Source organism: Streptomyces sp. AC627_RSS907, from assembly GCF_019049165.1.
Genome location: NZ_JAGMUE010000003.1, coordinates 1 through 12,480, shown reverse-complemented (window position 1 = coordinate 12,480; position 12,480 = coordinate 1). Strand labels below are relative to the sequence as shown.

10 protein-coding genes are annotated in these 12,480 nt (G+C 74.0%); 6 read left to right on the top strand and 4 right to left on the bottom strand.

Going from position 1 to position 12,480, the window contains the following annotated elements; translation table 11 throughout:
- Positions 1-16 precede the first annotated feature (16 nt).
- The gene (locus KUM32_RS00465; RefSeq protein ID WP_217139697.1) at positions 17-3,022 is read right to left on the bottom strand and encodes a BTAD domain-containing putative transcriptional regulator; all 3,006 of its coding nucleotides are present in this window, start codon (positions 3,020-3,022) and stop codon (positions 17-19) included.
- Between the two features lie 143 nt (positions 3,023-3,165).
- On the opposite strand from KUM32_RS00465, the gene KUM32_RS00460 reads away from it, so the two are divergent.
- The 3 genes from KUM32_RS00460 (at position 3,166) to KUM32_RS00450 (ending at position 5,028) form a co-directional block, all read left to right on the top strand.
- On the top strand, positions 3,166-3,879 hold the full coding sequence (locus tag KUM32_RS00460) for an SDR family oxidoreductase (RefSeq protein WP_217139696.1): 714 nt from the start codon (positions 3,166-3,168) through the stop codon (positions 3,877-3,879).
- Between the two features lie 75 nt (positions 3,880-3,954).
- A complete protein-coding gene (locus tag KUM32_RS00455) occupies positions 3,955-4,506 on the top strand; it encodes a carboxymuconolactone decarboxylase family protein (RefSeq protein ID WP_217139695.1) in 552 nt (183 codons plus the stop codon).
- 78 nt (positions 4,507-4,584) lie between these two features.
- On the top strand, positions 4,585-5,028 hold the full coding sequence (locus KUM32_RS00450) for a carboxymuconolactone decarboxylase family protein (RefSeq protein ID WP_254404835.1): 444 nt from the start codon (positions 4,585-4,587) through the stop codon (positions 5,026-5,028).
- A gap of 67 nt (positions 5,029-5,095) precedes the next feature.
- Here KUM32_RS00450 and KUM32_RS00445 read toward each other — a convergent pair whose 3' ends face one another.
- Complete coding sequence (locus KUM32_RS00445) at positions 5,096-6,337, bottom strand: acyltransferase (RefSeq protein WP_308408559.1); 1,242 nt, start codon at positions 6,335-6,337, stop codon at positions 5,096-5,098.
- A 152-nt stretch (positions 6,338-6,489) separates the two neighbouring features.
- Complete coding sequence (locus tag KUM32_RS00440) at positions 6,490-7,353, bottom strand: sigma-70 family RNA polymerase sigma factor (protein ID WP_217139693.1); 864 nt, start codon at positions 7,351-7,353, stop codon at positions 6,490-6,492.
- Positions 7,354-7,587: 234 nt separating this feature from the next.
- Between KUM32_RS00440 and KUM32_RS00435 the strand changes: the two genes are divergently transcribed.
- Together KUM32_RS00435 and pcaB are read left to right on the top strand one after the other, a co-directional pair.
- Complete coding sequence (locus tag KUM32_RS00435; RefSeq protein ID WP_308408558.1) at positions 7,588-9,864, top strand: FAD/NAD(P)-binding protein; 2,277 nt, start codon at positions 7,588-7,590, stop codon at positions 9,862-9,864.
- Positions 9,861-11,324, top strand: coding sequence for a 3-carboxy-cis,cis-muconate cycloisomerase (gene pcaB / locus KUM32_RS00430; RefSeq protein WP_217139692.1), 1,464 nt, complete (start codon positions 9,861-9,863; stop codon positions 11,322-11,324). The genes KUM32_RS00435 and pcaB overlap by 4 nt, the downstream gene beginning before the upstream one ends.
- 117 nt (positions 11,325-11,441) lie before the next feature.
- On the opposite strand, the gene KUM32_RS00425 is transcribed toward pcaB, so the two are convergent.
- A complete protein-coding gene (locus KUM32_RS00425) occupies positions 11,442-11,903 on the bottom strand; it encodes a carboxymuconolactone decarboxylase family protein (RefSeq protein WP_254404834.1) in 462 nt (153 codons plus the stop codon).
- Between the two features lie 288 nt (positions 11,904-12,191).
- Between KUM32_RS00425 and KUM32_RS00420 the strand changes: the two genes are divergently transcribed.
- Positions 12,192-12,480 (top strand): DNA-binding transcriptional regulator (locus tag KUM32_RS00420; RefSeq protein WP_217139691.1); only part of this gene is annotated, 289 nt, incomplete at its 3' end.

The window sequence follows — 12,480 nt, the reverse complement described above, 5'->3', positions numbered from 1 at the left end:
AACCCGCCCCCCCCGCTCACCCCGCCGTGCCGGCGGCCGGCAGACGCGCCGTCGCCCCCGCCCGCTCGCCCCCTGCGCGCTCGCCCACCGCCCGCTCACCCCCCGGCAGCTCCGGGACCGTGGACAGCGACAAGGCCCGGCGGGCGTAGCCCCGGGCCAGGTCGGGGCGGCCGAGTGCGTCGTGGGCGCGTGCCAGCCCGTGGAAGGCCCGTACCTGCTCGGGACGGAACCCCACCTCTCTCGCCAGGGCGAGCGCCGCCTCGTGCTGCTCCGCCGCCTGCCGGGGCGCGCCCAGCGCGAGGGTGGCCTCCCCCAAGGCGTTCAGCGCCTCCGTCTCGTACCCCCGGTTGCCCAGCGAACGCTGCACCCGTACCGCCCGCAGCGCCAGACCGTGCGCCTTCCCGAGCCGCCCCTGCTGACCGTGCACCGCCCCCAGGCCCACCAGCGCCACGGCCTCGCCGCACGCGTCGCCCAGCTCCCGGTACAGCTCCAGCGCCCGGCGGTGATGGCCCTGGGCGGCCTCGTAGCGGCCCAGGCGTTCGTCCACCAGCCCGAGCCCGGTCTGACCGCGGGCCTCACCGTGCCGGTCGTCGACGGCGTGGAAGAGCTGCAGCGCCGTCAGGAAGCACCGGCGGGCCTGCTCCTGGTCGTGGCCGCGCAGGAACAGATGGCCCAGACAGTCCCGCGCCCGGGCCTCCCCGAGCAGGTCACCGGTCTGCCGGCCCAGCCGGGTCGCCCGCGCGGCGTACCGGGCCGCCTGCTCGTCGCAGCCCTGACGCCAGGACAGCCACGCCAGATCGGTCAGGAACCGCCCCTGTGCGGCGCGGTCGCCGCTGCGCAGGCTGGCCCGCAGCGCCTGCTCGCCCAGCGCCCGCGCGTCGGCGTGGAACGCCCGGTCGTACAGGTAGCGGTGCAGGACGGACGCCAGGCGGGCCGCGTGGACCGGCCACCCGTGCTCGGCCATGTGCACCCCGGCCGCGACGAGACCGGCGCGTTCGGCGTCCAGCCACGCCTCCGCCTCCCGCGCGTCGCGCAACGGCACCGGCACCGCGACGCGCGCGGAACCGGCCGTGACGGCCCGAGGGCCGGGAGCGTCGCGTCGGCCGCCGGGGAACAGCAGCGCGACGGCGGCCGACGCCCCGGCGACATAGTGGTCGAAGAGCCGGCTCAGCGCGGCCCGCAGCGCGGCGGGGGACTCCTCGTCCTGCGCGAGGGTGTGCGCGTACTGGCGCAGCAGATCGTGGAACGCGTAGCGGTCCGCCTCGTGCTGGCGCAGCATGTGCGCGTCCAGCAGGTCCTCCAGCAGCCGCTCGGCCTCCTCGGGCGCCACCCCCGCCAGCGCCGCCGCCGCGCGGGCGTCGACGTCGGGCCCGGGATGCAACCCCAGCAGCCGGAACATGCGGCGCCGGTCGGGGCACAACTGCTGGTACGACATGGCGAACGCGGCCGCGACGCCCCGCTCGGACGTGGACAGCTCGGCGAGCCGGCGACGCTGGTCGCGCAGCCGGTCGGCCAGATGCGCCGCGCTCCACTGCGGCCGGTGATGCAGCCGGGCCGCGGCGATGCGCACCGCGAGCGGCAGGAAGCCGCACAGGTGCAGGATGTCCAGCGCGGCCAGCGGCTCCGCGTCCACCCGCTCCCCGACGATCCTGGAGAACAGCTCGATCGCGTCCGCCGCCGGCAGCGGATCCAGTGACAGACACGCCGCCCCGTCCAGGCCGGTCAGCCGCCGACGGCTGGTGACCAGCAGCAGGCTGCGGGTCGCCCCCGGCAGGAAGGGCCGTACGTGGCGGGTGTCGGCCACGTTGTCGAGGACCACCAGGACCCGGCGGCCGGCCAGTTCGGCCCGCCACAGCGCCGCCCGCTCCGCCGCGGTCACCGGGATCCGCTCGGCGGGGACCCCGAGCTGGCGCAGCAGCACCCCCAGCGCGCCGCCCGCGTCCATGGGCGCCTGACCGGCCGTGTGCGCCTGCAGATCGACGAAGAGCTGCCCGTCCGGGTACCGCTCGGCGAGCCGGTGCCCGGCGTGCACGGCGAGGGCCGTCTTGCCGACCCCCGGCATGCCGTCGATCACCGACACCGTCACGGCCTCGCCCGCGCCGGACCGGTCGGCCAGCAGCCGCTCCAGCTCGGCGGCGCGCCCGGAGAAGTCCGGTGAGTCGTACGGCAGGAAGTTCGCCTGCCGCGGTCGCGGCGCACGCGGGGCCGCGGGCACGGAGCCGGGCACGAAGAAGCCGGAGGCGGCCGACGCCGGTCTCGATGCCGTCCGTACCGGGCCCGCCAGGGCGGGGTCGTCGTGCAGGACGGCCTGCTCCAACGCGAGGAAGGCGCGGCCGGGGTCCAGTCCCTGCTGCTCGGCGAGCGCCCGGCGCAGCCCGCGGGCGACCGCGAGGGCGTCGGCCTGCCGGCCCGCCCGGTGCAGGGCGAGCATCAGCCGGCCGGACAGCCGCTCCCGCAGCGGATGCGCGGCCACCAGTGCGGCCAGTTCGTCGACGAGCTGCTCGTGCCGGCCCAACGACAGCTCAAGCTCGGCCAGTTGCTCGTAGGCGGTCAGCCGCCGCTCCTCGAGCCGGGCCCGCGCTCCGTCGGCGTAGTCGGCTCTCACGTCCGCCAGCGGCCGGCCCCGCCACAGGGACAGCGCCGCCCGGATCCGCGCCGCCGCGGCGGCGGCATCGTCCGTGTCGCGCACCGCGCCGAGCTGTTCGGTGAACTCCGCCAGGTCCAGCTGCCCGGCCGGCGGAGTGATCACGTACCCGGCCGGACGGGTCTCCAGCAGGTCCGCCGCGCCCCCGGTGCGCAGCACCCGTCGGAGGGCAGCGATCGCCGCGTGGATCTGCGCCCGCGCCGTGTCCGGGGGCGTCGGCCCCCACATCGCGTCGATGAGCTGCTCCATGCCGAGCACGGTCCGGGAGTGCAGCAGCAGATAGGCCAACACCGCCCGGTGGCGGGGCGCGGTCCCTGTGAGCGGGCGCCCCGCCACCGACATCTCCACCGGCCCGAGGATCGCGAAACGCACCGTCATGACTGTCGCAGTTCCCTCCTGGCACCGCGCCGGGCAACCGGACGGCACCTATAGCGATCGCATGGCGTACCTATGAACGGCCGCGCCCACGCTGGTAGCAGGCCGAAGGGCCACCTTCCGGATGCACCAGTGGAGAGGCAGGAATGACTGACAAGATCGCTCTCGTCACGGGAGCAAACAAGGGAATCGGATTCGAGGTAGCGCGCCAGCTCGGCGAACTGGGCATCACCGTCGTCATCGGCGCGCGCGACGAGCAGCGCGGCAAGGAGGCGGGGGAGCAGCTCGGCCAGCCGTACGTCCAGCTCGACGTGACCGACCCGGACAGCATCGAGGCCGCCGCCCGGTGGATCGAGGGCGAGTACGGCAGGCTCGACATCCTGGTGAACAACGCCGGCGTCACCGTCCCGCCGCCGCTGGGCCAGCCCAGCGCCACCACGACGGAGACGATGCGCCGGGTCTACGAGACCAACGTGTTCGGCGTGGTCGCGGTGACCAACGCGATGCTGCCGCTGCTGCGCAAGGCACCGGCCGCCCGCATCGTCAACCAGTCCAGCGAACTCGCCTCCAAGACCCAGGTGATGGTCGAGGACAGCCCGCTGTGGCCGCTGAACAACATGCCGTACAACTCGTCGAAGGCCGCGCTCAACATGATCACCGTGACCTACGCCAAGGAGCTGTGGGGCACCCCGATCAAGGTCAACGCCTGTGACCCCGGCTACTGCATCACCGACATCAACAACGGCATGGGCTTCATCACGGCCGCCGAGGGCGCCCGGATCGCCGTACGCCTGGCGACCCTGGACGCCGACGGCCCCAACGCGCAGTTCTTCAAGAACGAGGGCCCGCTGCCCTGGTGACCCGCCCCGTCCGCCGGGACGCGGCGGACCACCGCGCGACGCGATGCTCCAGACCCAGGAAGCGAGACCCGCACCGTGAGCGGACTTCCCCTCGTCCAGCCGGAGAACGCCAGCGGTGAGGCGGCGGCCCTGCTCGACGCCACCCAGCAGGCGCTGGGCCTGACGCCGAACCTCGCCAAGGCGATGGCGAACAGCCCCGCGGCCCTCAGAGGATTCCTGGACCTGCGGCGTGCCCTGGGAGCGGGAGAGGTCCCCGCACCCGTTCGGGAGAGCATCGCGCTGCTGGTGGCGCAGGAGCACGGCTGCGACTACTGCCTGTCCTGGCACACCTACACCGGCACCAGGCTGCTGGGGCTGAGCCGGGACCAGACGCGCCGAGCCCGTGAGGGAGAGGCCGAGGACCCCGTCACCGCGGCGGCGCTCTCCCTCAGCCGCTCCCTGGTACGCCGTCAGGGAGCACTGACCGACACGGAACTGGCCGCCGCCCGCGGCAGCGGCCTCACCGGCGGACAGATCACCGAGGTCGTCGCCCATGTCGCCCTCAACATCCTCACCACCTATGTCGCCAGGACGGCCCGCGTCGCCGTCGACTGGCCCCTCGTACGGCACGACGAAGCGCGCGCCTAGCACCCGCACGGCCGCCCACCGCGTACCGCATGTCCTGTCCGCACTCACCAAAGGCAGAGATCGATCATGGAAGCACGGATGACCAACCCGGCCGGAGTCCTCCCCGACGTCATGCAGGGCATCGGCGCGTTGATGAAGGCGACCCGGCAGGGCGGCGTCCCGCAGCTCACGCTGGAACTCGTCCACCTGCGCGTCAGCCAGATCAACGGCTGCAGCGCCTGCGTCGACGCGGCCTCCCGCAGCGCGCGCAAGGCCGGGGAGAGCGACGAGCGGCTCGCGACAGTGGCCGCCTGGCGCGAGGCGCCCTTCTTCACCGACGCCGAGCGGGCGGCGCTGGCCCTGGCCGAGAACGCGACGCGGCTCGCCGACCGCGTGGACGCGGTGCCGGACGCCGTCTGGGACGAGGCCGCCCGCCACTACGACGAGAAGGGCCTCGCCGCCATCGTCGTGATGATCGGCGTGGCCAACTTCTTCAACCGGCTCAATGCCACCACACGCCAGGTGGCCGGCCAGGCCTGGTGACCCGGGCCGCGGTGGCCCGGATCCCGCGAGGGCAGGCCGGGCCACCGCGGTGACGCGGTGGGCGGGCTCAGGTCGCCACCGCACGCCGGGCGCGCCGCGACGAGGAGAACCGCCGGGTGATCGGCCGCTCCACCAGCGCGTACAGCGCCCACGACGCGAGCACGCTGATCGCCAGCGACAGCAGTACGAGGCCGGTGGACTCGGCGACCGAGAAGTACCCGTCCACCTCCTTGCGCACATAGGTGAGCACGATGAAGTGGATCAGGTAGAAGGCGAAGGAGATCTCTCCCAGCCAGATCATCGTCCTGCTGCGGAAGATGCTGGCGCTGCCCCGGATGTCCGCGGTGGCGGCGGCCGCGATGAGGAGGACGATCGGGATGAGGGTCACCGAGCGCTGCGAGTACAGGAACGGCACGTAGGAGCAGAGCACGTAACTCCCGGCCAGGAGCAGCCCCGACCAGACCATGCCGATGTTGAACCAGCGGCCGCGGATCACGGCCTGCGCGACGAGCATGCCGAGCACGAAGTCGAGGATGCGCGTCGCCGGCATCATGTAGGCGAACCAGTACTGCTCCGCGGAGACGTTCGCACCGATCGCGGACCCCGGGAAGTACGGCCGGTCCGCGATGAAGACGTAGGCGGCCAGCGGGGTGGCGATGGCCGCGGCAGCCGTACCCGTGATCCAGTACTTCAGCCGGTCGGCCCGGATGCGCTGGAAGAGGCTGTGCAGGTAGGGGAAGCACGCGTAGAAGAACGCCTCGCATCCCAGCGACCAGCTCGGCTGGTTCACGCTGGAGTAGACCTCGAAGTCCGGCACCCACACGTGCACCATGAACAGGTTGGCCACGGAGATCCCGGTCGAGGTGTACGCGGAGGCGAACAGGATCAGGGCCAGCGCCCAGGTGATGACGTAGTTCGGGTAGATCTTCACCAGTCGGCGGCGCCAGAACCTCGGCGCGGTGTCCTTCTCCCGCGCCGACCAGGTCAGCACGAAGCCACTGAGCACGAAGAAGAAGGTCACACCGAGCGCACCGGCGTTCGCCGTCACGTCGAACAGCTTCGACGTCGCCGACTCCGACTCCAGCAGGCGCAGGTGGGGGAAGGGCAGCCCCACATGGTTGAGGAAGACCAGGAGCGCCGCACCGAAGCGGAGTCCGGTCAGCGAGTCCAGGCGAGCCGCACGACCGTGCTCCCCGGGCACCCCCGGTGCGGTCGGCGGCTCCTTGCCCGATGGAGCGTGCGGGGCGGGAGCCGGCACGCCGACCGCCGCGGCCGGAGAACCCCCACCCATCATTTCGTCGTGTGCCACGCCTTGGCCTCCTCGCATGGGGACGTGATCCGCCGTCGGGCGGAACACCGCTGCGCGGCGATTAGACGGCACTCCACTCGAACCCCACTGGTGCGACGGTCCGAGTCCGGTGCACCAGTGGGGTCTGGCGGTTACGGGGGCGGTGCACCCGCTCAGCCGTCGAGCAGGGCCAGCTCCAGCGTGCGCAGCTGATCGGGGTCGGTGATGACGTCGATCTCGGTGATCCGCCCGTCCTCGATGTCGAACGTCATGGCCCGGAAGCCCTCGCCGGCGTGCGCGGCGATGACGCCCGGCGAGCCGTTGATGAGCGCCATCTGCGCGACCTCGGCGATCTGCGCGAAGGTGGACGCCCCCTTGGCCACGGCCAGGGCGCCGCGGACACCCGGTTGGCCGTCGGAGCGCGCCACGACGCCCGGGTCGAGCACGGACAGCAGCGCCTCGAAGTTGCCGCCGCGCGCCGCGGACAGGAACGCCTCGACCACCTCGCGCCGCCGCCCCAGGTCGGGGTCCGTGGCCGGGGTGCCGCCGCGGACCCGGCGCCGGGCACGGCTCGCGAGCTGCCGGGCCGCGGCCGGGGTGCGGTCCACGATCGTCGCGATCTCGTCGAAGGGCACGCCGAACATGTCGTGCAGGACGAACGCCAGCCGCTCAGCGGGGTCCAGCGCCTCCAGCACCACCAGCAGCGCCAGCCCGACCGAGTCGGCCAGCAGCGCCTGCTGCTCGGGGTCGCCGTCGTCCTCGACGGTGGTGCTCGGCGCGTGCACCATCACCTCGAAGGGGTCCTCGCGGCGGATGCGGCGCGACTTCAGCATGTCCAGGCAGACCCGGCCCACCACGGTGGTCAGCCAGCCGCGCAGGTTCTCGATGTCGCTCTCGTAGGACCTGTTCAGGCGCAGCCACGCCTCCTGCACGGCGTCGTCCGCCTCGGTCAGCGAGCCGAGCATGCGGTAGGCGACCGCCCGCAGGTGCCCCCGGCTCTCCTCGAACTGCTCCGCCAGCCACTCACGCTCGTTCATGCCCAGTCCTCCCGGTTGTTCCCTCACCACCTTGACGCACGGCGCCCCTCCGATGTGACAGACGGGCCCCGGGCACCGGTGCCGGTGGGGCGGGATGCAGCGGCCTTCCAGCGGGATCCGAGCCCTGGTTGAGGGCCACGGCCGACGGTGGCGGGGAAAGGGAGGCGCTGTGAACGGTACACACGAAGGTGACCGCGCCGGCTCGACGTACTCCGGGCCGGACGGAGCAGCCCGGTGAGCGGCGGACACATGGCCGTCTGCCTCGTCGGCGCCGGCCCGCGCGGCCTGTCCGTACTGGAGCGGCTGTGCGCGCACGAACGCAAGTCCCCGCGCTGGGACGGCCTCACCGTGCACGTCGTCGACCCCGCCCCCGCGGGCTCGGGTCAGGTGTGGCGGCCCTCGCAGTCCCGGCACCTGCTGATGAACACCGTCGCCTCACAGGTCACGGTGTACACCGACGCCAGCGTCGGCATCGACGGGCCGCTGGAGGAGGGGCCGAGCCTGTACCAGTGGGCCAAGGCCATCGGTCCCAGCGCGCTCACCCCCGGTCCGGGCCTGGCCCACGACGACGAAACCCTCGCCGAGGCGCGGGACCTGGGGCCGGACACGTACCCCACCCGTGCCCTGTACGGCCAGTATCTGATGTGGGTGTTCCAGCAGGTCACCGCGAACGCGCCCGCGCACATGACGGTGCGCGTGCACCGCGCGCGGGCCGTCGCCCTGCACGACGGCGAGCCCGGCGGGGCGGGACCGCAGACCGTGGTGCTGGAGGACGGCACCCGGCTGACCGGACTCCACGGGGTGGTCCTGGCCCAGGGACACGTACCGGCCCGGCTCACCGCCACCGAGCAGGAGCTGACCGCCTTCGCGAACCGGCACGGCCTGACCTACTTCCCCCCGGCCAACCCGGCGGACACCGACCTGTCCGGCGTCGCGCCGGGCGAGAAGGTGCTGCTGCGCGGCCTCGGCCTGAACTTCTTCGACTACATGGCGCTGTTCACGCACGGCCGGGGCGGCACCTTCGAGCGCCGGGACGGCCGGCTGGTCTACCGCCCCTCGGGCCGCGAGCCACGCCTGTACGCCGGTTCGCGGCGCGGCGTGCCCTACCACGCGCGCGGCGAGAACGAGAAGGGCGCCCACGGCCGGTACATGCCCCGGCTGCTCACGGCCGAGCACGTCGCCGCCCTGCGCGCCCCCGCCGCCCGCCCGCGCCCGATCCGCTTCGGCACCGACCTGTGGCCGCTGATCGCGCGGGAGGTGCAGAGCGTCTACTACGAGACCCTGCTGGCCGCCCGTGGCGAGGAGCCCCGCGCGGTGGCCCGGTTCGCCGCGCGGTACCTGCGCATCGCGCCGGGCCCGGACGAGGAGGCCCTCCTGGAGGAGGCGGGCATCGCCGCGGCCGACCGCTGGGACTGGGACCGCATCGCCCGCCCCTACGGCAACCGCGTCTTCGACGACCTGGCCGCCTTCCGCGGCTGGTTGCGCGGACACCTGGACGACGACGTGCGCGAGGCCCGCCACGGCAACGTCAGCGGCCCGCTCAAGGCCGCTCTGGACGTGCTGCGCGACCTGCGCAACGAGGTGCGGCTCGCCGTCGACCACGCCGGGCTCGACGCCGCCTCCCACCGCGACGAACTGGACCGCTGGTACACTCCGCTCAACGCCTACCTGTCGATCGGCCCGCCCGCCTCGCGCATCGAGGAGATGGCCGCGCTCATGGACGCCGGCATCCTCGAGGTCACCGGCCCGGGCCTGCGCGTGGACGCCGGCGTCCACGACGTGGACGGCCCCTGCTTCATCGCGACGAGCCGGATACCGGACGTCCGGGTGCGGGCCACCACGCTGATCGAGTCCCGGCTGCCCGAGATCGACCTGCGCCGCACCGCGGACCCGTTGATGAACCAGCTGCTGCGCACCGGGCAGTGCCGCCCCTACCGCATCCCCGGCGCCGACGGACAGGACTACGAGACCGGCGGCCTCGCCGTGCACGGACGGCCCTACCACCTGGTGGACGCCCGGGGTGTGCCGCACCCGCGGCGCTTCGCCTACGGGGTGCCCACCGAGTCGGTGCACTGGGTCACCGCGGCGGGGATCAGGCCGGGCGTCGGCTCGGTCACGCTGGAGGACTCCGACGCCATCGCGGCGGCCGTCCTGGCCCTCCCCCACCCGACGGCATCCACCCCGACCCGAGCCCTCTCTGTCTCCCCGTCACCGGCCACCGCGACGACACGGGCCGGCGCCCCGTCACCGGCTGCCGCCACGGCACGGGCCTCCGCCGCGTCACCGGCCACCGCGACGACCCGTCCCGCCGCCCCGTCACCGGCCGCGGCCACCGCCACGGCACGGGCCGCCGCCCCGTCACCGGCCGCGGCCACCGCCACGGCACGGGCCGCCGCCGCAGGAGACGCTGCCACCGCGCCCGCGGCCTCCCCGTCACCGGCCCCCGCCACGGGCGCCCAGGCCCTCCCGGCCGCCCCCCGGCCCTCCTCCGCGAGGCCCACGGCGGCATGACGACGACACAGGCCCCCCTGCCCGGCCGCGGAACGCCCCCGTGCCCCCCGGACGCCGGTCTGCTCTCCCCCGTCCGGGCGGGCACGCCCGTCGAGGCGGCGGTGAGCGACCTCGCCTGGCTGCAGGCGATGCTCGACGCGGAGGCGGCCCTGGCCCGCGCCCAGGCGCGCTGCGGAACGGTCCCCCCGGAGGCGGCCGAGGCGATCACGGCCGCGGCCCGCGCGGACCACCTGGACCTGCGCGAACTGGCGCTCGCCGCCCGCGAGACCGCGAACCCGGTCGTCGGCCTGGTCAAGGCGCTGCGGGCGGTGGTGGCCGAGCGGTCGCCCCGGGCCGCCGAGTACGTGCACCGCGGCTCCACCAGCCAGGACGTCTTCGACACCGGCGCGATGCTGGTGGCCGCACGGTCGCTGCGGCTGATGGCGGCCGACCTCCAGGAGGTGGCCGAGGCACTGGCCCGCCTCGCCGCCGGTCACCGCGACACCGTGATGGCGGGCCGCACCCTCACCCTCCACGCCGTGCCCACCACCTTCGGGCTCAAGGCGGCCGGCTGGCGGCACCTCGTCCTTCAGTCGGCCGAGCGTCTGCGGCACGTCGCGGACCATGGCCTGCCCGTCTCGCTGGGCGGTGCCGCCGGAACACTGGCCGGCTACCTCCAGTACGCGGGGCAGGACGCCGCCCACGAGGCCGTACTCGACGACCTGGTCGCCGCCTTCGCGGACGAGACCGGCCTCGCCGTGCCCGTACTGCCCTGGCACGCGCTGCGCACGCCCCTCACCGACCTCGGCGCGGCCCTCGCCCACACCACGGGCGCGCTCGGCAAGATCGCAGCGGACGTGCAGGTACTGACCCGCACCGAGGTCGGCGAGGCCGCCGAGCCCGCGGTGGCCGGACGGGGCGCGTCGTCGGCGATGCCGCACAAGCGCAATCCCGTCCTGGCGACGCTGATCCGCTCGGCCGCCCTCCAGGTACCCGCCCTCGCCTCCGTCCTCGCCCAGTGCCTCGTCACCGAGGACGAACGCTCGGCGGGCGTGTGGCACGCGGAGTGGCTGCCGCTGCGCGAGTGCCTGCGGCTGACCGGCGGCGCCACGCACACCGCCGTCGAACTGGCCCGGGGGCTCACGGTCCATCCCGGGCGGATGCGCGCCAACGCCGAGGCGACCGGCGGGCAGATCGTCTCCGAGCGCCTCAGCGCGGTCCTCGCGCCCCGCCTCGGGGTGCCCGCGGCCAAGGAGCTGCTGACCGAGGCGTCCCTGCGGGCGGCGGAGCAGTCACGTCCCCTGGCCGATGTCCTCGCCGAACACCCGCGCATGAAGGGCGTGTTCACCCGCACGGAGCTGGCGGAGCTGCTGGACCCGGCCGCCTACACCGGTGCGGCCGGGCCGCTGGTCGACCGTGCGCTGGCGTGGCGGGCCGGCCCGTCGGCGCCCTCCCCGGACGCCGCGGAACCCGGGCGGTGAAACGGCGCCGACTCCGTCCCGCCCCCGGCCGCACGCCCCGCCCGTGGCGGACGCGGCGGGTGTCCGACGGTGCGGCGCCGTCGGACACCCGGCGCCCGCACCGTGCATGGCGGTCCGTCAGCCGGCCACCGGCTGCGCGGGCTGGCGGGTGGTGGGGATCAGGCGGTGCCACAGGTTGCTCAGACCCGTCGCGAGCAGGATCCCGGCGAGCTGCTGCTCGTTGTAGTACTTCGCGGCCTCGGCCCAGACCTCGTCCGACACCGCGTCCACGCGGTCGCTGAGCCGGGTCGCGGCCTCGGCGAGACCGAGCGCGGCCCGCTCCTCGGGGGTGAAGAACGGCGTCTCGCGCCAGGCGGCGACCGTGCTGATCCGCTCGTCGCTCTCACCGGCCGCCTTCAGGTCGGCGGAGTGCTTGTTCACGTTCCAGCTGGAACCGTTGATCTGGCTGGCGCGCAGGTAGACCAGGTTGATCGTGGTCTCCGGCACACCCGTGTTCTTCACCGCACCGGCCACGGAAAGCAGCGCCGGGATGACGTCGGGACCGGCGGCGATGGCGGGGTTGGGCATACGAGCAGACATGGGATCCTCCAGAAATCCATAGGCGGCCGGTACCGAACGGCCGCTGCGCTTTCACTGCACTGACGAACCGCAAGCAGAAAATGTGACCGGCATCCAGGAAAACTTCCGAGAGCCGCCACCGACCATCCGCCGACCACCGCCAGCATGCCCACCCGCTTCCCCCTCCCGCCCACGCCCCGAGCGTTCCTCTAGCCCACCTCGACTCCCGCACCGGAAAGCCAAATCCGAGGATAAGTACACCGCAAATTCAAGGTTCAATCCGTGGTAGGGTCGCGGTGGAGGTGGAGCATGCCGACGGAAGAAGAGCTGTTCGCGGCCGTGGACGCCCTGCTCGCGGGAGAACCGGAGATGCCCGACCCCGCCGAGCGCGCGCGACTGCGCGAGGCGGCCGGGATCACCCAGGCCCGGCTGGCGCAGGTACTGCAGACCACGACGCAGACGGTGAAGAACTGGGAGGCCGGCCGCTCCGAGCCACGCCCCCCGCGCCGCCAGGCCTATCAGCGACTCCTGGACAAATGGGCGGAGCAGTACCCCACCACCCCCACCCAGGCCGCCCCGGAGCCGCCCGTCCCCGACC

Excerpts from the sequence above, each read along its gene's own strand:
- KUM32_RS00460 (WP_217139696.1), top strand. The coding sequence starts at position 3,166 with ATGACTGACAAGATCGCTCTCGTCACGGGAGCAAACAAGGGAATCGGA.
- pcaB (WP_217139692.1), top strand. The coding sequence starts at position 9,861 with ATGACGACGACACAGGCCCCCCTGCCCGGCCGCGGAACGCCCCCGTGC.
- KUM32_RS00440 (WP_217139693.1), bottom strand. The coding sequence starts at position 7,353 with ATGAACGAGCGTGAGTGGCTGGCGGAGCAGTTCGAGGAGAGCCGGGGG.
- KUM32_RS00465 (WP_217139697.1), bottom strand. The coding sequence starts at position 3,022 with ATGACGGTGCGTTTCGCGATCCTCGGGCCGGTGGAGATGTCGGTGGCG.
- KUM32_RS00450 (WP_254404835.1), top strand. The coding sequence starts at position 4,585 with ATGACCAACCCGGCCGGAGTCCTCCCCGACGTCATGCAGGGCATCGGC.
- KUM32_RS00425 (WP_254404834.1), bottom strand. The coding sequence starts at position 11,903 with ATGTCTGCTCGTATGCCCAACCCCGCCATCGCCGCCGGTCCCGACGTC.